Consider the following 19,878-nt stretch of genomic DNA (forward strand, 5'->3'; position numbering starts at 1 on the left):
TGCCATGAAGATCGGAACCCTCGGCTCAGGAACCGTCGCCCAGGCCATCGCCCGTCATGCCGTGGCCCACGGCCACCAGGTCGTACTGAGCAACAGCCGCGGCCCCGCCTCCCTGGCCGGGCTCGCCGACGAACTCGGACCGCTCGCCCACGCCGCAACCCCGGAGGAAGCCGCCGCGGCGGAACTCGTACTCCTCGCGGTCGGCTGGCCCCAGATCCCGGAAGCGACAGCCGGCCTGCCGCACTTCGACGGACGCATCGTCATCGACGCCACCAACCAGTTCGCCTCCCCGCCCCCGCACCCGAAGATCGCTGACCTGGGCGAGCTGACCGGCAGCGAATACGTCGACTCACTGCTGCCCGGAGCCCGCGTCGTCAAGGCGTTCAACACCCTCTTCGGCCAGTACATCGCTGCCGACCCGCGCCACCAGGCAGGACGTCAGGTGTTGTTCCTCGCCGGTGACGACGCCGACGCCAGGACGACCGTCAAGGACCTCACCGCTGCCTTCGGGTTCGCCCCCGTCGATCTCGGCTCCTTGCGCGAGGGCGGACGCCTCATGCAACTCGGCGGCCCGCTCTCCGGCCTCCACGCCCTCAGACAGGACTGAGCCGGGCCCTCGCCCGTTCCTCGCCCTCCTCCTCATCCGTCCCTCGACACAAGGAAGTTACTCATGATCACTCAGCCCCTGCTGCAGCCCGTCCGCCTCGGCGCGCTGGAGCTCCCCAACAGGGTCGTCATGGCCCCCATGACCCGCGCCCGCGCTCACAACGCCGAGCTGGCACCCACCGACCTGCACGCGGCCTACTACGCGCAGCGCGCCACCGCCGGGCTGATCGTCACGGAGGGAACCTGGGTCAGCCCTGACGCGATCGGCTTCATCAACGTCCCCGGCATCTACACCGACAAGCAGACCGCCGGCTGGGCGAAGGTCACCGAAGCCGTCCACGAGGCGGGCGGGCGGATCATCTCCCAGCTCGGCCACGTCGGAGCGGCCTCCCACCCCGACCACCTGGGCGGCCGCCTGCCCGCCGGACCCTCGGCCATCAACCCCGGCGAGAAGTCCTTCACCCCCTCCGGCCCGAAGGACACCCTCACCCCGCGCGCCTACACCGCCGCTGAGATCGCCGGCACCATCGCCGACTACCGCCATGCGGCCGAGAACGCCCGCCGCGCCGGTTTCGACGGCGTGGAACTCCACGCCCAGGTATCCCACTTGATACCGCAGTTCCTCAACCCCCGTCTCAACCGGCGCACCGACGCCTACGGAGGCAGCAGCGAGAAGCGGGCCCGGTTCCTCCTAGACATCCTCGACGCCGTCAGTGACGTGTGGGGCAGCGACCTCGTCGGCGTGAAAATGTCCCCGGGCTGGACCAGTGGAACCGCGTTCACCGCGGACGAGGAGACACTCGCCGACTACGACCAGTTGCTCAAGAAGCTCAACGACAGCAACCTGGCCTACCTGCACCTCCTGGGCGCCCCCGGCACCATCGAGGAGCGCATCGCCCTCTTCTCCCGCTACCGAGCCCACTACCAGGGAAACATCGTCGCCAACCTCGGCTTCACCCAGACCCTCGGCAACGAGATCCTCGACCACGGCATCGTCGACGCGGTCTCCTTCGGCGCCCCCTTCATCGCCAACCCCGACCTGGTCGAGCGCTTCGCGCAGGGCCACCCGCTGGCCGACGACGACCGGGACACCCACTACGCCGGTCACACCGAGGGCTACACCGACTACCCCGCCTTCACCGCCAACTGAGCAAGGAAGATCTCCGTGAGCAGCAACATCCGAGCAATGATCGCAAACGTCGAAGTAGAGAACCTCGAAGACGCGGTCCCTTTCTACCAGGACCTGGCCGGAGGCGCGGAAGTCCGCCGATTCCCCTACCGCGAACTGGAGTTGGCACTGGTAGGACCCTTCCTGCTCTACTCCGGCCCGCTGGAGAAGTACGTCTCGCAGAACGCGACCGTCATCGTCGAATCCCTGACCCCCGTTCTCGACACCCTCGGCAAGGTCGGCGCCGAGATCCTCGAAGCACCCAACGAAGTACCCAACGGCACCAGGATCGTCGCCCGCCACCCGGACGGCTCTGTCTTCGAGTACATGCAGCCCCGCGCCTGAGCCCCGAGCGCCGCAGCGCCACTCCACTGCTCGTGAGGCCAGCATCGGCCCGACTTCACGAGCACTGTCAACACCCGCGGATGGGAAGAACTCGCTGCTCCGGCTGGTGCTCCCGAAGCCACCGCGAAGCGCCATCACTCCAGGCGCTGGCGACGCCGTCGCGGCTGTACATCCTCGCTCGCCTTCGCCAGCTGTAGACCATGTCTTCGGCCTCTCGAGTAGCTCTGCGCGGCCGTGGGCAGGTGGGGAGGAGCTGGACCTTGGGCCAGTGGCACAGGCAAACGGCGGTTCAACACGCAGAACTTGACAGGGAACAGACCCGGTCGGTGTAGAGCTTGGTCGTCAGCTGAACACCGCAGCCGCCGAACAGTAAGCGGCACCAGAGCGTGTCGCTCTGGTGCCGCTGGCGGAAACCGTCCAGTTCGATTGCCTCCAGGGGCAGTATTAGCGGCTCTTCGGAGTCCGCCCCGCCCAGCACCGCCGTCTGGATCTGCCGCCTGTCCGCCTGCATAAAAGCGCCCAACCGCCGCTCCACCGCATCGCGACACCGCCTATGACCTATTTCAGTCAAAGCCCTACAAGCCAGCTGAATCCGGTGCCATGCTGTCCGGGCGGGACGCTCTTACCTCCAGGTGGGACACCCCCGTCCTCGGCTCCGTCCTGTGTGCTGCCATGCGGGCGGGGCCGCCTGTCCCTCCCGGTCCTCCCCGCGGGAGGGCACACGGCTGCCCCGATGGGCGAGCGCTTCTCCGGCACTGCGGGCCACGGCCTGCGGGATCTGCCGGGCGGATACGAGCTGGGGGTGCTGGTGGGATGCCTGCGACGGCCGGGTCGCCCGGCGGCGGCAGCATCGACTTCAGGGACGGGCTCCACCGGACGTCGAGAGGGCCGAGCAGCACAGTTCACGGAGTTGCCCGCGGTCGATCTCTGGATTGGCCCGATCATCTGGACGAGGTCGCCAGTCGCGCAGGACGGTCCCGGCCGTGTCCAGGATGCGCATGGCCTGCCCCTCGGGGCGAGACAGGGTTCGCCGAACTGACCAACAAGCAGATGCGGCGAGGCGTCCACAGGTCGGTCCAGGCCCTGGAGAAGGACATTCGCACCTGGATCGCCACCTGGAACACCGACCCGAAGCCCTACGTCCGGACGAAGACCGCGGACGAGATCCTCGAACGCCTCGCCAGCTATCCGAACAGAATTCCCGACTCAGAAAACTAGAACGGATCACCGCACCGCCGTCCGCCAGTGCGGCGACATCTCAGCTGCTCCCCGTACCGGATCGCCGTGCGCAACCGCTCAGCGGTGTCGCGGCCTCATCCCGGCGCGGACAGCGTCACGACTCCGTACCCGGGTCGTCCTGCAGATGCAGCGAGCGCAGAGCCGCTTCGAGTGCGAAGCGGTGATCCGGGTCCGTGAGGCGATCGCCGAGGCGGGCGTCGATGCCGCGTAGACGGTAGCGAACGGTCTGGGCGTGGACCCCGAGCATGTCGCCGACCTGTTCGGCCGGGGCGCGGGTCGAGATGTGGACCCGGAGCGTTTCCACCAGCCGCTCGCGTCGGCTGGCAGGCAGGCCGGCCAGGGGGGCCAGTTCGCGGGCGGCGACCTGGCGCACCAACGGCGGGTCCGACAGGAGCCACAGGGTGGTGAGGTGGTCCTCGCAGCGGACGACGGGGGCGTCCGGGACGATGCCGTCGTCGATGAGCTGGAGGACGCGACGCGACCAGCGCAGGGAGTCGGCCGCCTGCGCTGTCGGCAGCGTCACACCGATAACGGCGCGGGTGCCGTTCAGTGCCAGGCCGAGCATGGCCTGTCGTTCGGAGGTCAGCGGTCCCGGCACCAGGAGGTGGGGGTGGGGAGCGTCGAGTTCGGTGAGCACGTCGTCGGCGAGGTCGGCCTCGATGCTGGCGGGCGCGGATGAGCGGAGCGCGATCAGTGTGCACTCGGCCGGCAGAGGCCAGGCCGCGGCCTCGCACAGGTCCGTGAACGTGGGCTGTGGCAGTGGGGATGCGCCCAGGATCAGATGCAGCAACTGCCGTCGCAGCATGGCCACTTCGGAGGTGCCGCGGGCCTGCACCTCGCTGTAGCCCTCGCGGGACACCTCTGCCAGCTCCTCCACGTAGGCGAAGAGGGCGTCGGCGAAGGCGAGGATGAGGGTGGGCGAGAGGCTGTACTGGCGGCCCACCGACTGTGCGCGCCGCAGGGCTATGCGAGCTCCCAGTCGGTAGGCACCCTGGAGGGACTCCAGGTCGCGTCCCTCGTACGCCTCCACGCGACCGAACCGGCGCAGCAGTGTGTCGCGGAGCGTGGAGGGTTTGTCGGGTTCGGCGACGCGGTCGACGAAGGCGGTGATGGCCTGTTCGACGCCCTGCCGGATGGTGTCCGCGTCCGGTCCGTCGAGGAGGCGGCCGTATACGGGATAGGCACGGGTGACCTCGGTCCGGATCTCCTTGACGAGACTGGGTAACTCCGGTCTCATCAAGGCGGCGAACCCGATGGGCAGTGGATCGAGCGGCTCACCGACTTCCGGTGTACGCGCGGGTGAAGGCATCCGTGGTCCCTCGCTCTTCTTGTGCCCAGGAGAGGTCGCCGGCACGGACACCGAGTTCCCGAACAAGCGGGTTCGGCGTCCGGTCCGGACGTCGGACGCATGACGTCCATGGCAGCTGAAAGTAATTCAACTTCTCCCGCGCGTACACACTTTGGGCACAGTTTGGTCTGCGGAGGCGACTGTGTGCTGCCGGGGCGGCTGAGAACAGCCGCCTCGCGGCCCTTACTTGACGGCGCTGTGCCAGTTCTTCGAGAGCTCCTTGCCGGCGTTCGGTGCGACGGTTCCCGGGGCGCCCAGACCGGCCAGGGAGGTGGATGCGGCGTTGAGTGTCAGGCTGTTGTTGCCGGCGGCGGAAGGCAGGCCCGTCTTCAGGTTCACCGCGGCGTCGATCAGGCCGAACAGGCCGAGTCCGCAGCCGCTGGCACCGGGAACCGCGAAGGTGCTGTCCTTCTGCGTGGCACCCACGAGGTTGACGCGGCTCATCGCACCCTCGTCGTTCAGGTTGCCGGCCCCGTCGAAGAAGGTGAGCCCGAAGTCGGGGTAGTTGACGTTGCTCGGGCGGAGCACCACCGGCTTGGCCGCCGTGCCGATGTAGCACTTGCTGCCCAGGAGGGGGTTCTCGAGGTGGATGCGGACCGGGATGGAGACGATGGGCAGGTCGGTCAGGGCGCCGGCGCTCTGGTCGAAGTTCGAGGGCGTACCGACGGATTCGACGGTTGCCGTGATCTTGTTGAGGCTCGCGTTGGTGATCTGGTTGCAGATGGCCGTGATCGCGGGCACGTTGCTCGGGCACATCAGGCCGATCAGGCCGCCCGGCACGGTGGCGGAGTCGGCGATGAGCGCACCGCCGGACGGCGCCACCACGGTGCTGCTGCCGTCGGAGTTCTGGATAACACCTATCTGCAGGTCGGTGCGGCCCGTGGTCACCGTGGTGTTGCCCAGCTTGATCGAACCGCTGACGGAGGAGGACGCCACGCACTGCGGGGTCCGCTCCAGGCCGTCGGCGGCGACCATGGCGGGGGCGTCGACCGGACACCTGGTGAACGGGGCCCACTCGCCGTTCAGCTGCGCGGTGGCCGCGGTGGCCGTGCCGATCGAGGCGAAGGCGCCGACGGCGGTGGTCAGCGCGGTGGCGACGGTGGCGGATCTGGCCGAAAAGCGCAGGCGGGTCATGAGGTGCCTTTCGTGACGGAAGGGGAGGTGCGGGGGCTGTCGAACGGTTCGGGTGCGTTTCAGCGTTCGGGTACGGGGACCTTGAGGGGCTGGCGATCCTCGGTGCATTCGTCGGGGTTGGGCACCTCGGCAGCGGCGTAGCAGGTCTGGCCCTGCATCTGCTTGATGTAGTTGCCGGTGCCGGATACGGCGGCGGTGAACAGGCGGTCCAGGTTCTCGCCCGCGTTGTCGCAGCCGTGGAAGGCGGGGATGGTGACCTCGCCGGTCAGTGGTCCGCCGGAGAGCAGTTGGTAGCCGGTCGCCGGCTCGCCGGAGTTCTGTTCTCCCCTGCCATGCAGGACGAGGTGGTCTCCGGGGAACTTGGCGCTGTCGGGCTCGGGCGACTTCAGCGGGCCGTTGGTGCGGCATGTGGGGCCGACGTTCAGCGGGACGCCGTCGACCTCGAGTTTGGTCACCCGCAGGACGAGAGGCACCCGGACGTAGGTGTCGGTGCTGGTGAACACGAAGTCGGTGGCGCCGAGTGAGTCGACTGTCATGGGGCCCGCCTGCTCCAGCACCATCGTCGCCTTGGCGGGCATGAAGCGGAAGGTCAGCAACGTCGCCGTGAACGGCATGCTTTCCTTGCGGCCGTTGTTGTAGAGGTCGCCGGTGGAGTGCTGGCGGATGACACCTCCGCTCCAGTCCGGGTAGGGCTCGAACTCGGGCGATCCCTGTTCGAGCATGGTGCAGAACGGCGGGATGAGTGCCGCGGCGTTCTGCTTGCGCACGTTGGCGTACCCGGCGACGTAGCTGTTGAGGGACATCGGACCGATCGGGTAACCCGCGTCGTACCTGCACGGTGGTGCCGCCGGACGGGCGTCGGCCTGAACGGACGGCCGGCCCGCGACCTTCGGGGCACGCTTGTCCTGGCTGCCACCCGTCGTCTCGTCCTCCTGGCCCGGCGCGCCGGACGGGGAGGCGGAGGGCGAGGCGGTCGGTGAGCCGTCCGGTCCTCCCGTGCTGGTGCCGACCGTGACGGTGGCCAGCAGAGCGGGCGCGTCCTTGTCGGGCTTGCACTCCAGGGTGAGTGACTGCGGGTCGGTTTCGGGCGTCGCCGCGGTCAGCGCCAGGTCCACGCTGAGAACCCCGGCGGTGAAGGTCAGGTCACCGTCGTCCTGACCGGTGACGGTGGGGACGTCCCCCGTGGTCTTCAGCGTCAACGGTCCGGTCGACGGGACAGGTTGTGGGTTCGCGGAGCCGCGCCAGAGTGCTTGTGCGGCGGAGTCGCCCTGCGCCACGTCCACCGTGAGCCGGGTGCCGGCCGTGACGGCGGTCGTCTCCTTCTCGGTGAGCTTGTGCACCGTTTCCTCGGACAGTTCGAGGGATGTCTCGACGTCGGCCGCCTGGATGGCCTGTCCCACATCGACGCGGTCGGGCAACGACGCGGAGACGCGCACCGTCGCGTCCACGTCTCCGGACGGCAGGGTGCAGGCGTAGGGCAGCGCGACGTCGACCGTCTGGTCGACGGCGACGACGACTCCGGCGGGCACCATGGCGGCGAGGACGACGAACGCGGCGATCGTGGCGTTGCGGCCACGGGTGCTCTGCCGGGTGGCGCCCACCGTCAGGTGCAGTCTCATCGTGTGGCTCCGCTCGTTCGGATCAGGGGTGTGCGGTGGTACGGGGTCGGGCACGGTGACGACCCGGATGCGCCCGGCCGGTGGTCCGGCCGGGCGCATCCGGGCACGGGTCGACCTACGGGTTGGAGCCCACGATGGTCGGGATGGTGGTCGTGTTCTTGACCTTCACGGCGTAGTTGCCCTTGAAGGTGGGCTTGGTCGAGGTGGTGACGACCGTGCCGCAGCCGGTCGCCGTGGTGACCGTCAGCTCACCGGAGACACTGTTGACCGCGAGGATGCCGGTCGAGTTGGTGTAGGTGGCGGACGCCTTGCCGACGACCTTGAACACGCAGGCGCCGACGGTGATGGTCGCGTTCACGTTGCCGATGTAGCCCTTGGTCACACCGGTCGCGGCGGTGTAGTCCTGGGCGACGACGGTCCACGGGGTGGTGGCCACGGTCGTCACGTTGCCGAGGACGCTGGTGCAGGGCGCAGCGCTGGTGCCGAAGTTGATGGCGGAGATGCTGGCGACCGTCGCGGGGTTTCCGGTGGCGCTCGCCATCGTGCCGGAGGCGGAGGACGTCGTACACGTCATCGGGATGTTCGCCGTCAGCACGATGTTGCCGCTGTTGGTGGCCGTGAAGCTTGCCGGTGTCGGGTTGACGGTCCAGACGGTGGACGGCACGGCCGACGACGGACCGATGGCCAGACCGAAGGCAGCAGCAGCCGCACCTGCGATGACTGCGGTTCTCTTGAGGGACTTATTCATAACTCTCGGACGCTCCTTGTGGATTGACCGGCAGAAGGTGCACATCGCCCGCCGGTAATTTACGGGCTTCTGGCTCCCGCGGCTCTGGATTCCTCGACCGCGCTTCGACGTTACTTGCGAGAAACATGGCTGAACAATGGCGCAGACCATGATTCTTTTGGCTCTTTCCAGGACTGTTTCCCAGGTGAGCGGTCCACTGTCGGCCTTAGTCATCCGATGCCAAATCCCGGCAACACCCTAATCGTTGGCCGAGCGGTCCCGCATCGCCCCGTCACAAGCTGCTCCCGGTGCGGCGGAAGCCGCGGATTGCGCACCGAGTGACAAGGTTTCGGCCGCCTTTTGTCTCCTGGCACACACAACGGGTTTGGCCGAAGCCTGTCGTTCTAAAAACTCGGTGACTGGTATTGCCCGGCTAGGTTACTGGGCCGTAATGTTCCGGTGCGCAGCTGCGGTCCAGGTCGGCGCCCCTGCCGGCCGGACCCACAACAGGCGGTTTCGGCCTCACCCTCCTTCGAGGCCGGATCCCCCGTCAGCAAGGCCTCATACAGCCGACCCCCCGGAGGTACGAGGCCCTGCTATCTCCGCGGAGACAAGATCCGATCCGGGTTTTGTCTCCGCGGTGACAAAGTCGAGGAGCGCCCCCGAGAGCGGGTTCCCTACCCATTGTCAACGAACGACAGAACCACCTAGCGTGCGCCACACGGTGCACACGCGAACCGCGCCTGCTGGAGGTGAAATGGGCATCGAAGTCGTGGTCGAGGGACTGACCAAGTCTTTCGGCCGGCAGAACATCTGGCAGGACGTGACGCTGACTTTGCCGGCCGGGGAAGTGAGTGTCATGCTCGGTCCGTCCGGCACCGGAAAGACTGTTTTCCTGAAGTCGCTCATAGGGCTGCTCAAACCCGATAGGGGACGTGTCCTCATCGACGGAGTGGACATGGCGAACAGTCGGGAACATGAAATATACGAGACCCGGAAAATGTTCGGGCTCATGTTCCAGGACGGCGCTCTGTTCGGCTCCATGTCATTGTTCGACAACATCGCCTTTCCACTGCGCGAACACACGCGTAAGAAGGAGTCGGAGATCCGCCGCATCGTCATGGAGCGGATCGAGGTTGTCGGCCTGCTGGGTGCCGAGGGCAAGCTGCCCGGCGAGATCAGCGGCGGCATGCGCAAGCGCGCGGGGCTCGCCCGCGCGCTGGTGCTCGACCCGCAGATCATCCTGTGCGACGAGCCGGACTCCGGCCTGGACCCGGTCCGCACCGCCTATCTGTCACAGCTGCTCATCGACTTGAACGCGCAGATCGACGCGACGATGCTGATCGTCACCCACAACCTCGACATCGCCGCGACCGTGCCCGACAACATGGGGATGCTCTTCCGGCGCGAGCTGGTCGCGTTCGGCCCCCGCGAGGTGCTGCTGACCAGCGAGGAGCCGGTGGTGGCGCAGTTCCTGCGCGGTCGCCGCGAGGGCCCGATCGGCATGTCCGAGGAGAAGGACGCCGCGACGCTGGCCGCCGAGGCCGCCGCGACCCGGCGCCCGGAGCAGCCCCGCGAGATCGTGCCCCAGTTGGAACCCTCTCCCGGTCTCCCCCAGCGACGTGCCGTTGCCCGCCGGCGCGAGCGGGTGCTCGGCATGCTGGACCGGCTGCCGCCCGCCGCCCGGGCCGCCATCGAGCGCACCTACGCGACGAACGGCTCCAACGCCTCCACCGTGCCGATCCCCGTCTTGGGGAGCGGCGCGTGAACGCTGCACTGCGCCAGACCGGACTGATGTTCGCGCTGGCCGCCGAAGTGTGCCAGGCCGCGTTCCGACGTCCGTTCCAGTTCCGGGAGTTCGTCGAGCAGTTCTGGTTCGTCGCGAGCGTGACCATCCTTCCCTCCGCACTGGTCGCCATCCCGTTCGGCGCCGTGATCGCCCTCCAGGTCGGCTCGCTGACCGAGCAGCTCGGCGCCCAGTCCTTCACCGGCGGCGCCAGTGTGCTGGCCGTTGTCCAGCAGGCCAGTCCGTTGATCGTCGCCCTGCTCATCGCCGGCGCGGGCGGCTCCGCGATCTGCGCCGACCTGGGCTCCCGCAAGATCCGCGAGGAGCTCGACGCGATGGAGGTGATGGGTGTCTCGCCCGTCCAGCGTCTGGTCGTTCCCCGTGTGCTCGCCACCATGGGTGTCGCCGTGCTGCTCAACGGGCTGGTCTCGGTGGTCGGCACGCTCGGCGGCTACTTCTTCAACATCGTCCTGCAGGACGGCACACCCGGCGCCTACCTCTCCAGCTTCTCCGCGCTGGCCCAGCTGCCCGACCTGTACATCAGCGAACTCAAGGCCCTCATCTTCGGATTCATCGCCGGCATCGTCGCCGCACAGCGGGGCCTGAACCCGCGCGGCGGACCGAAAGGCGTCGGCGACGCCGTGAACCAGTCGGTGGTCATCACCTTCATGCTGCTCTTCTTCGTGAACATGGTGCTGACGGGCATGTATCTGCAGATCGTCCCTCCGAAGGGAGGCTGAGCGCCCGTGGCCTCCCCGCTCGTCTGGCTCGACCGCTCCGGCGACCAACTCATCTTCTACGCCAAGACCTTGCTGTGGATCCCGCGCACCCTGCGCCGGTATCTCAAGGAGGTGCTCCGCCTGCTCGCCGAGGTCGCCTTCGGCTCCGGCGGACTCGGTGTCATCGGCGGCACCGTCGGCGTGATGGTCGCGATGACCGCGTTCACCGGCACCGTCGTCGGCCTCCAGGGCTACGCCGCCCTGGACCAGATCGGCACCGCGGCGTTCACCGGGTTCGTCTCCGCGTACTTCAACACCCGTGAGATCGCGCCCCTGGTGGCGGGACTCGCCCTGTCCGCCACGGTCGGCGCGGGCTTCACGGCGCAGCTCGGCGCGATGCGCATCAACGAGGAGGTCGACGCGCTGGAGGGCATGGGCATCCGCTCCAAGCCCTACCTGGTCAGCACCCGTGTCATCGCCGGCGTGATCGCCATCATCCCGCTGTACGCCGTCGGGCTGCTCACCTCCTACCTGGCCTCCCGGTACGTCACCGTGCTCTTCAACGGACAGTCCCTGGGCACGTACGACCACTACTTCAACCTGTTCCTCTCCCCCACGGACGTTCTGCTGTCGGTGCTGAAGGTGCTGCTGTTCAGCGTGATGGTGATCCTCGCGCACTGCTACTACGGCTACCGGGCCGCCGGCGGTCCCGCAGGAGTCGGTGTCGCCGTCGGACGGTCGGTGCGCCACGCCATCGTGCTGATCAGCGTGACCGACTTCTTCCTGTCGCTGGCGCTGTGGGGCGCCACCACGACCGTGAAGGTGGCGGGCTGAGATGAGCACGGTTCTGCTCCCTGAGGAGCGACGCCTGACCCCTCCGCCGCCCAAGCGGCGCCGAGGAAGCTCGTCCACCGCGGTGCGGCGTTCGGCCGGTCTGGCCTTCCCGGTCGTGACCGCCCTGCTGATCTACGGCACGATCGCCGTCTACGACAAGAAGTTCGTGGAGTCCGACCCCATCACGGTGGAAACCGGCAGCGTCGGCAACGAGATGCACCGGGGCGCCGAGGTGAAGCTGCGCGGCGTGGTCGTGGGCGAGGTCCGCGAGATCAGCTCCGCCGGGAACGGCGCCCGGCTCAGCATCGCCCTGCGGCCCGGCGTCCTGCACGACATCCCCTCGGACGTGCGCGCGCAGATGCTGCCGACCACCCTGTTCGGCGAACGCTACGTCGCCCTCGTACCGCCCGCCGCGCCCTCCTCGACGTCACTGGCCAAGGGCGCCGTCATCCGGCAGGACCGCTCGTCCAACGCCGTCGAGCTCCAGCAGGTGCTCGACGACGTCCTGCCGATGCTCACCGCTGTCCGGCCGGCCGAGCTGTCGCAGACCCTGTCGGCCGTCTCCCAGGCGCTGGAGGGACGCGGCGAGAAGCTCGGCGCCACGCTGAGCAAGCTCGACCGGCACCTGGCCCGGTTCAATCCCCAACTTCCCGCCCTCAACAGGGATCTCAAGGAACTCGTGAAAGTGAGCCACGTGTACGCCGACGCGGCGCCCGACATCCTCACGGCGCTCACCGACTTCACCACCACCAGCGGGACGCTCGCCGAGAAGGAGGGCGACCTGTCGCGGACCTTCGGCGCGACGACGCGCACCGCCGAGGACGTGACCAGCTTCCTGCGGCAGAACAAGGACAACATCATCCGGCTCTCCGCGACGTCCCGGCCCACACTGCGGCTGCTGGCCGAGTACTCCTCGGAATTCCCCTGCACGCTGCGCACGCTCGCCGAGTTCGTCCCCGCGATGGACAAGGCGCTCGGCAAGGGAACCGACCGGCCTGGGCTGCACGTGGACGTGACCACCGACACGAGCCGCGGCGCCTACACCGCGGGCAACGACACGCCTGTCTACAACTCCGGCGGCGGTCCGAAGTGCTACCCGGTGCCGTATCTGGGCACGGGTGCCCGCCCCGCGACCACGGTGTCCGCCGCCGTCGAGCAGGATCTCGGTCCGGCCAACTCCCCGCAGGAGAACGCGCTGGTGAACGAGTTGATCGCGCCCGCCGCCGGGAAGCGGGCCGACGACCTGCCCGACTGGAGCAGCCTGCTGGTCGGTCCTGCGCTGCGCGGGACGGATGTGACGCTGAGGTGACCCCCTCCGACGCGCACATCCGGCGCCGCCCCCTGACCGGGCCGCTGCTGAAGTCGCTGATCTTCATCGTGGTCACCGCGCTGGCCACCACGATCCTCGGGTACAGCGTCGCCGGTACCGGGGTCGGCTCCTCGGGCCGTACGTACCGGGCGCTGTTCAGCGACGTCACCGGACTCGTCGACGGCGACAGCGTCCGTATCTCCGGCGTCAAGGTCGGCGAGGTCACCGGCGTGCGCGTCGTCGACCGCCGCACCGCGCAGGTCACGTTCACGGTGAGCGAGGACCGGACGCTGCCCCGCTCGACGACCGCGGCGGTGAAGTACCTCAACATGGTCGGCCAGCGGTATCTGTCGCTCGACCGCGGCACGGGCGGCCTGTCCGGGACTCTCGCGGCGAACTCCACGATCCCGCTGGACCGCACCACGCCCGCGCTCGACCTGACCCTGCTCTTCAACGGGTTCAAGCCGCTGTTCGAAGGGCTGTCCCCGAAGGACGTCAACGAACTGGCCGGCTCCATCGTCCAGGTGCTCCAGGGCGAGGGCGGCACCGTCGACAGCCTGATGCGCCACATCGGCTCCCTCAGCAGCACCGTCGCCGCCAAGGACAAGGTGATCGGCGCGGTCGTCACCAACCTGAACACCGTCCTGAAGACCCTCAACGACCGCGAGGACTCCTTCGACAACCTCGTCGTGACCCTCAAGGAACTCGTCTCCGGCTTCAACGACGACCGCAAGCCGCTGGGCCGGGCCGTCACCGCCGTGGGATCACTGACAACGGTCACCGCCGATCTGCTGCAGGACGGCCGCGCACCCCTCAAGCAGGACATCAGGCAACTCGGGCGGCTCTCCGACAACCTCGGCGACGGCACCCCGCAGATCGAGAACTTCCTCGACCGCACCCCGGCCAAGCTGACCACGCTGTCCCGGCTGGCGTCGTACGGGTCCTGGTTCAACCTCTACCTGTGCGAGGCGAAGGTGACCGGCGTGCGGACCTCAGACGGCTCGAAGCCGCCCACCGGGATCCCCGTCACGGAATCGAGGTGCGGCGCATGACGGCGTCCGTGCACGGCCGTCGGCCCGCGCGACGCGCGCCACGGTTCAAGCCCGTGAAGGAACGCAACCCGGTGGCCGTGGCTCTCGTCGGCCTCTCCGCTCTGACCGTCGTCGGCCTCCTGGCCTACAACGTGCAGGCACTGCCTTTCATCGGATCCGGCACCACGTACAGCGCCGACTTCAGCGAGGCGGCCGGTCTCAAGGACGGTGACGAGGTGCGGATCGCCGGGGTGAAGGTCGGCGAGGTCACCGGCGTCTCGCTCGACGGCGCGAAGGTGAAGGTGACCTTCGCCGTGAAGGACGCCTGGATCGGGGACCGCACGACCGCCGCCATCGCCATCAAGACGCTGCTGGGCGACAAGTACGTGGCCCTCGACCCGCTCGGCGGGGTCCGCCAGAGCCCCGGCGTGCGGATCCCGCTGTCCCGCACCACCTCCCCGTACGACGTCACCCAGGCGTTCCAGGATCTCGGCGGAACCATCGACGACATCGACACGAAGCAGCTCGCGGCGAGTTTCGAGACGATCTCGGAGACGTTCGCCGACTCACCCGCGCACGTCCGCACGGCCGCGACCGGTCTCTCGGCGCTGTCGAAGACGGTGTCCAAACGGGACCAGAAGCTGGCGGACCTGCTCAAGGGGAGCGACAAGTTCACGAAGACGCTCAAGGACCAGAAGTCGAGCTTCGAGACGCTCATCGACGACGGCGGCCCGCTGCTGGGCGAACTCACCGACCGGCGCGACGCCATCAAGGCGCTGCTGACCGGCAGCCGCAAGCTCGGCAAGGAACTGAGCGGTCTCGTCGAGGACAACGACAAGCAGCTCGGCCCCACCCTCAAGGCGCTGAGCCGGGTGACCGGAGTACTGGAGGCCAACAACGAGCAGCTCGACAAGACCCTGGCTCTCGTCGGCCCCTACTACCGGCTCGTCGGCAACACCCTGGGCAGCGGGCACTGGTTCGACAGCTACCTGTGCGGGGTCGTCCCGCCGGAGTACCTGCCCGAGGCGTCCCGGCCGAAGTCGGGCTGCGTGCCGCCCCGGATGACGGGCGCCGGGCAGTCGGCCGCGTCAACGGAAGGCGGCCGGTGATGAGCAGGCGCAGAACACTTTTCGCGGCCGGTGCGGCCCTGGTGGTGCTGGCCGGTGGCATCACGGCCACCGCGCTGGCCGACTCGGACGGCATCCGGCTGACCGCCTACTTCGACCGGGCCGTCGGTGTGTACGCCGGGTCCGACCTGCGCATCCTGGGGGTTCGCGTCGGTGAGGTGGAGTCCGTGCATCCGGAAGGCACCAAGGTGCGGGTGCGGCTCGCGCTCGACGAGGGCATCCATCTGCCCGTGGACGCGCGCGCCGTAGTCGTCGCGCCCAGTGTCGTCGCCGACCGGTACATCCAACTGACCCCGGCCTACAGCGCCGGGCCCCGCCTCGGTGACGGTGCCGTGCTCAGCGCGGCCCGCAACCGCACCCCGATGGAGATCGACCAGCTCTACGACCAGATCACCGAGCTGAGCAAGACACTCGGCCCGGACGGTGTGAACTCCGAAGGGGCCCTGAACAAGCTGCTCTCCACCGGCGCCGCCAACCTGAACGGCAACGGCGCGGCGATCGGCGACACCGTCGAGCAGTTCGGCAAGGCGGCCAAGACCCTGGACGGCAGCAGCGACGACCTGTTCACCACGCTCAGCCAGCTCCAGTCCTTCACGTCCATGCTCAAGAAGAAGGACACCGGGGTCCGCACCGCCCAGGAACGCCTGGACGAGATCGTCGGCTTCTTCGCCGACAACAAGGACGACCTGGCCGGCGCGCTGAAGGAACTCGGCATCGCCCTCGGTCAGGTCAAGACCTTCATCGAGGACAACCGGGGCGAGCTGAAGAAGAACGTGGACAAGCTCGTGCCCATCACCCAGACGCTGGTGAGGCAACGGGCGTCCCTGGCGGAGGCCCTGGACGTGGCGCCGCTCGCCGCGGACAACCTGGTGGGCGCCTACGACCCGGACACGCGCCGGCTCAACGGGCGCGCCGACCTCAACGAGATCAGCGTCCTGCCGCTGCCGGTCGCCGGTGACAGCGCGGCATCGACCTCGGAGGGGGGCGGCGGCCGATGATGCGCAGGAAAGAGCGGGAGAGCTCGGCGGAGGTCAGCCGCGGCGCGACCAGCACGGGCGTCGCCATCGGTTCGAGCCTGCGCGGCGCGATCGCCGTCGGCATCGGCCTCGTCCTGACCGTGGGGGCCGCGGTGGTGGTGCTGCCCGGCTTCGACGGCATCGAGGACGTGCCCCTGCCCGGCGGCGCCGACCTGGGCTCGCACCCGTACCGCGTCACCGCGAACCTGGACGACGTACTGAGCCTGGTCCCGCAGGCCGCGGTGAAGGTCAACGACGTCGCCGTCGGGCGGGTCACCCGGATCCAACTGAACGAGAACTGGTCGGCGCGCGTCACCCTGGAGATCAACGGGTCGGTGCGACTGCCGGCGAACGCCGGTGCCCGGCTGGAACAGTCCAGCCTGCTCGGCGAGAAGTACATCCAGCTCGTGGCGCCGTCGAAGTCCAGCGGTACGGGGCGGCTCGCCGACGGCAGTGTCATCCCCGTCTCCCGCACCAACCGCAACACCGAGGTCGAGGAGGTGTTCGGTGCTCTGTCCCTGCTGCTCAACGGCGGCGGCATCAACCAGCTGAAGACCATCACCACCGAGCTGAACTCCGCACTCGGGGGCCGTGAACCCCAGATCCGGTCGACGCTGAAGCGGGTCGACACACTGGTCACCGACCTGGACAGGCACCGCGGCGACATCACCGACGCGCTGGACGGCGTCAATCGGCTGGCGTCGACGCTGGCCACGCGCACGGAGGACGTCAGCACGGTCCTGACCGACCTCTCCCCCGGCCTCAAGACGCTGGAGGACCAGCGCGGCTCCCTGCTGACCATGCTGCGCTCGCTCGACACGCTGTCCGACACCGCCGTCTTCACCGTCAACGCGAGCAAGGACGACATGATCGCCGATCTCAAGGCCATCGCCCCCAGCCTCAAGGCACTGGCCGACGCGGGGACCGATCTGCCCGACTCACTCCAGGTCCTGCTGACGTACCCGTTCACCGACGAGGTGCTCAGCGGTGTGAAGGGCGACTACCTGAACGTGTATCTGACGATGGCCGCACCCGAGGGCACGACGATCATCCCGCCGCTGATCCCGGCGCAGCCGTCGCCCTCGCCGACGCCGTCCCCCACGACCGACCCGCCCGTCGCGTCGTCCGAGCGTTCTTCGCGCAAGGCGTCGTCGTTGCCGCTGCCGTCGGTCAGCACCGTGGAGTCGGGCGCCGCCGGGCCGAAGGCGACCGCCGGAGGTGAGGACCGGTGATCACCCGGGCCGTCTGGCTCAAGAACGTCGCCTTTGTCGCGCTGTCGGTCATCGTGCTGGGGTTCCTGGGCGTCCGGTACGCCGACCTCGGCCGGTACGTCGGGGCCGCCGACTACTACACGGTGGATGTCGAACTCCCGGCGACGGGCGGCCTGTTCACGCACTCCGATGTCACCTACCGGGGTGTGTCGGTGGGCAGGGTCGGCCCGTTGAAGCTGACCGATGACGGTGTCGTGGCGCAGCTGCGTATCAAGAAGTCCGCGCCCCGGATCCCCTCCGACACCAAGGCCGTCGTGGCAAGCCTGTCGGCGGTCGGGGAACAGTACATCGATCTGCGGCCGGCCAGCGACGAGGGCCCGTATCTCGCGGACGGCTCTCACGTGGACCGCGCGGACACCCAGGTTCCGGCGCCCGTCACGGACGTCCTCACCAGCGTCGACGACCTCGTCGCGTCCGTGCCGCTGGACGATCTGAAAACGGTGGTGGACGAGTTCGGCAAGGCGTTCGAGGGCCGGGGCGACGACCTGCAGGTGCTGCTGGACAGCAGTTCCTCGTTCGTCGACGCCGCCGACGACGCGCTGCCCGCCACGACGCGGCTGATCACGGACTCGGAGACGGTCCTGCGGACCCAGGCCGAAGAAGGCGACGCGATCAGGGACTTCGGGTCGGGGGCGGCCGAGCTGGCCCGCGCCCTGAAGGGTTCGGACACCGACCTGCGTCGCCTGCTGGCGACCGCTCCGGATGCCACGGCCCAGGTCAGCGGACTACTGCGGGACGTCGATCCGAGTCTCGGCGTGGTGCTGGCGAACCTTCTGACCACCTCGGAGGTCGCCGTCACACGCCAGCGCGGTGTCGAGGAACTGCTGGTGAAGTACCCGGCGGCCGTCTCGGCCGGTGCCACGGCTGTCGACGGGGGGAAGGTCAACGTCGGTCTGGCGCTGACCTTCTTCAAGCCGCTGCCCTGCACCGAGGGCTACGGCGCCACCCGCTACCGCAACGGGCTCGATCTGGGGACGGCGCCCCCATTGAACACCGATGCGTCCTGTACCGCGTCCGCGTCGAGCGGCGTCGATGTCCGTGGCTCGGCGAACGCTCCGAGCGGAGGCGGCGTCCCGACACCGGCCCGTCCCGGTTCGCTGCCGTCGGGGTCCTCGTCGGCCTCTGGAACGGCTCAGGGCACATCGCAGAACACCTCCGCGGCACTCCCCGGGGCTCTGGCTCTGCCCGACGCGGGCGGCAGCTCACCGACCGGTATCGCAGGGCTGTTGGGTCTCGACGCGGGGAGCGATCGATGAGGCGGGCAGACGTGCTGACCGGCATAGGGCTGGCCGTGGCGCTCGGTTTCTGCGGCACAGGGGCGTGGACGTACGCGCAGGCCCGGAGCGACGACTCACTCGCCTACGGACAGGCTCGGGACGCGGCGCTCGACGACGGGCGGCACGCTCTGGCCGTACTCAACACACTCGACGCCTCGACGCAGAAGCGTGCCGAGGTCGGCGTACGGGCATGGCGGACCGTCGCCACGGGGCCCCTGCGCGACGAGCTGGGCAGCACCAGGCCGCAGACGGGCCCGTCGGCGCGCGGCGCTGTCACGGAAGCCGCCCTCACGGCACTCGACACCCGGGCGGGCACGGCGAAGCTCATCGCGACGGTACGGGTCGACGTCACGCCCGTCGGGTCGAAGACAGCCACTCCGGAGCGCAAGCGGCTGGAGGCGGCCCTGGCACGCGACGGCGACGGGCAGTGGCGGGTGCGGGCCCTCAGCGCGGTCCCGCAGGGGGACGGCGGCACGAGCGCGACTCCATCGCCGAGCAAGGGGGCCACCTCGTGAACCGGCTCTGGGGCGGGACGCGGACCACGTGGCGGGAGACCCCCGAGGACTCGGCGGACATCCCCGCGGACGAGCCCTCGACCGAGACAGCGCACGCAGCGGAGGCCTCACCCGAGGCCACGATCGAGGGCAGGTTCGAGGCGAAGTCTCAAGCTGAACCTCAGCTGGGGACTCGGGCAGAATCGGGGACCGAAGCGGACGCCGAGAGTTCCGCGTCCGACACCGCCGAACGTGGGGTCAGCGACGACGAGGACGACGCGTCCGAGGCGGCCGCCGTTCCCGGACGTACGGGTCTCGCGGCCGGCCGGCGTCGTATCGGTCTCCTCGCGCTCGCTGTCGTTCTGTTGGTCGCGGGCGCCGGATTCCTGTACGAGGCGCACCGGGCGAGGTCCACGCCGTCCGCCGAGAACCGCGCCCTCACCGACATCGAGGCGACCAACCGCGTCGCCGGTGACGTCGACAACGCCCTGGCGCGGATCTTCTCGTACACCCCGAAGGGAACCGACGCGACCGCGAAGTCGGCCCGTTCGGTGCTCACCGGACGTGCCGCTCGGCAGTACGGCGAGCTGTTCGACCGGGTCCGGTCGGATCTGGCCGGGCAGAAAGTCGCCCTGACCACGGTCGCGGTGCGCACCGGCGTGATCGAACTGCACGGCGGAACGGCGAAGCTGCTCGTCTTCGTCGACCAGACCTCACGACGCGGCGACGCGAAGGAGAGCTACGCGGCCGCCCAACTGTCCGTCACAGCCCGGTTCGAGAACGACCGCTGGCGCATCGCCGACATCCAGACCCGCTGACCATCAGCGC

18 protein-coding genes and 2 pseudogenes are annotated in these 19,878 nt (G+C 68.9%); 15 read left to right on the top strand and 5 right to left on the bottom strand.

The annotated features are described in order from the left end of the window. Positions 1-4 precede the first annotated feature (4 nt). From ACIBLC_RS36610 to ACIBLC_RS36620, 3 genes are all read left to right on the top strand, one after another. Entirely contained in the window at positions 5-607 is a 603-nt protein-coding gene (locus tag ACIBLC_RS36610; protein ID WP_399215758.1) for an NADPH-dependent F420 reductase, read from the top strand. A gap of 63 nt (positions 608-670) precedes the next feature. Then, the gene (locus tag ACIBLC_RS36615) at positions 671-1,756 is read left to right on the top strand and encodes an alkene reductase (RefSeq protein WP_399215760.1); all 1,086 of its coding nucleotides are present in this window, start codon (positions 671-673) and stop codon (positions 1,754-1,756) included. 36 nt (positions 1,757-1,792) lie between these two features. Then, positions 1,793-2,119 (top strand): VOC family protein, encoded by a 327-nt coding sequence (locus tag ACIBLC_RS36620; protein WP_399215761.1) that lies wholly within the window; start codon positions 1,793-1,795, stop codon positions 2,117-2,119. A gap of 830 nt (positions 2,120-2,949) precedes the next feature. Here ACIBLC_RS36620 and ACIBLC_RS36625 read toward each other — a convergent pair. Next, a pseudogene (locus ACIBLC_RS36625) lies at positions 2,950-3,149 on the bottom strand (FAD-dependent monooxygenase); the annotation flags it as partial. On the opposite strand from ACIBLC_RS36625, the pseudogene ACIBLC_RS36630 reads away from it, so the two are divergent. Beyond that, positions 3,137-3,337 (top strand): annotated as a pseudogene (locus ACIBLC_RS36630) (IS630 family transposase); the annotation flags it as partial. The pseudogenes ACIBLC_RS36625 and ACIBLC_RS36630 overlap by 13 nt on opposite strands. Positions 3,338-3,452: 115 nt before the next feature. Here ACIBLC_RS36630 and ACIBLC_RS36635 read toward each other — a convergent pair. The 4 genes from ACIBLC_RS36635 to ACIBLC_RS36650 form a co-directional block, all read right to left on the bottom strand. Beyond that, complete coding sequence (locus tag ACIBLC_RS36635; protein ID WP_399215762.1) at positions 3,453-4,667, bottom strand: helix-turn-helix domain-containing protein; 1,215 nt, start codon at positions 4,665-4,667, stop codon at positions 3,453-3,455. 222 nt (positions 4,668-4,889) lie between these two features. Then, on the bottom strand, positions 4,890-5,840 hold the full coding sequence (locus ACIBLC_RS36640) for a hypothetical protein (RefSeq protein ID WP_399215763.1): 951 nt from the start codon (positions 5,838-5,840) through the stop codon (positions 4,890-4,892). A 59-nt stretch (positions 5,841-5,899) separates the two neighbouring features. Beyond that, complete coding sequence (locus ACIBLC_RS36645) at positions 5,900-7,459, bottom strand: DUF6801 domain-containing protein (protein ID WP_399215764.1); 1,560 nt, start codon at positions 7,457-7,459, stop codon at positions 5,900-5,902. Between the two features lie 115 nt (positions 7,460-7,574). After that, the gene (locus ACIBLC_RS36650; protein WP_399215765.1) at positions 7,575-8,207 is read right to left on the bottom strand and encodes a hypothetical protein; all 633 of its coding nucleotides are present in this window, start codon (positions 8,205-8,207) and stop codon (positions 7,575-7,577) included. Positions 8,208-8,943: 736 nt separating this feature from the next. Here ACIBLC_RS36650 and ACIBLC_RS36655 point away from each other — a divergent pair. From ACIBLC_RS36655 to ACIBLC_RS36705, 11 genes are read left to right on the top strand one after another with little or no spacing between them, the layout of a single operon-like run. Further along, positions 8,944-9,954, top strand: coding sequence for an ABC transporter ATP-binding protein (locus ACIBLC_RS36655; RefSeq protein ID WP_399215766.1), 1,011 nt, complete (start codon positions 8,944-8,946; stop codon positions 9,952-9,954). A gap of 26 nt (positions 9,955-9,980) precedes the next feature. After that, positions 9,981-10,712 carry an MlaE family ABC transporter permease gene (locus ACIBLC_RS36660; RefSeq protein ID WP_399215816.1) on the top strand — a complete coding sequence of 244 codons (732 nt, stop codon included), beginning with the start codon at positions 9,981-9,983 and terminating at the stop codon, positions 10,710-10,712. 6 nt (positions 10,713-10,718) lie between these two features. Next, entirely contained in the window at positions 10,719-11,525 is an 807-nt protein-coding gene (locus ACIBLC_RS36665; protein WP_399215767.1) for an MlaE family ABC transporter permease, read from the top strand. A 1-nt stretch (position 11,526) separates the two neighbouring features. Next, positions 11,527-12,834, top strand: coding sequence for an MCE family protein (locus ACIBLC_RS36670; RefSeq protein ID WP_399215768.1), 1,308 nt, complete (start codon positions 11,527-11,529; stop codon positions 12,832-12,834). After that, positions 12,831-13,886: an MCE family protein gene (locus tag ACIBLC_RS36675; protein ID WP_399215769.1), complete on the top strand. Its 1,056-nt coding sequence runs from the start codon at positions 12,831-12,833 to the stop codon at positions 13,884-13,886. The genes ACIBLC_RS36670 and ACIBLC_RS36675 overlap by 4 nt, the downstream gene beginning before the upstream one ends. Beyond that, positions 13,883-14,974 (top strand): MCE family protein, encoded by a 1,092-nt coding sequence (locus ACIBLC_RS36680; protein WP_399215770.1) that lies wholly within the window; start codon positions 13,883-13,885, stop codon positions 14,972-14,974. Before ACIBLC_RS36675 ends, ACIBLC_RS36680 begins: the two co-directional genes overlap by 4 nt. Then, the gene (locus ACIBLC_RS36685; protein WP_399215771.1) at positions 14,974-15,990 is read left to right on the top strand and encodes an MCE family protein; all 1,017 of its coding nucleotides are present in this window, start codon (positions 14,974-14,976) and stop codon (positions 15,988-15,990) included. The genes ACIBLC_RS36680 and ACIBLC_RS36685 overlap by 1 nt, the downstream gene beginning before the upstream one ends. Next, positions 15,990-17,240 carry an MCE family protein gene (locus ACIBLC_RS36690; RefSeq protein ID WP_399215817.1) on the top strand — a complete coding sequence of 417 codons (1,251 nt, stop codon included), beginning with the start codon at positions 15,990-15,992 and terminating at the stop codon, positions 17,238-17,240. Before ACIBLC_RS36685 ends, ACIBLC_RS36690 begins: the two co-directional genes overlap by 1 nt. Further along, positions 17,237-18,535, top strand: a complete 1,299-nt coding sequence (locus ACIBLC_RS36695; protein ID WP_399215772.1) for an MCE family protein — start codon at positions 17,237-17,239, stop codon at positions 18,533-18,535. The genes ACIBLC_RS36690 and ACIBLC_RS36695 overlap by 4 nt, the downstream gene beginning before the upstream one ends. Beyond that, positions 18,532-19,071 carry a hypothetical protein gene (locus tag ACIBLC_RS36700; protein WP_399215773.1) on the top strand — a complete coding sequence of 180 codons (540 nt, stop codon included), beginning with the start codon at positions 18,532-18,534 and terminating at the stop codon, positions 19,069-19,071. Before ACIBLC_RS36695 ends, ACIBLC_RS36700 begins: the two co-directional genes overlap by 4 nt. Then, positions 19,068-19,868: a hypothetical protein gene (locus ACIBLC_RS36705; RefSeq protein ID WP_399215774.1), complete on the top strand. Its 801-nt coding sequence runs from the start codon at positions 19,068-19,070 to the stop codon at positions 19,866-19,868. Before ACIBLC_RS36700 ends, ACIBLC_RS36705 begins: the two co-directional genes overlap by 4 nt. Positions 19,869-19,878 lie beyond the last annotated feature (10 nt).

Source organism: Streptomyces sp. NPDC050535, assembly GCF_044457665.1.
Taxonomy (GTDB): domain Bacteria; phylum Actinomycetota; class Actinomycetes; order Streptomycetales; family Streptomycetaceae; genus Streptomyces.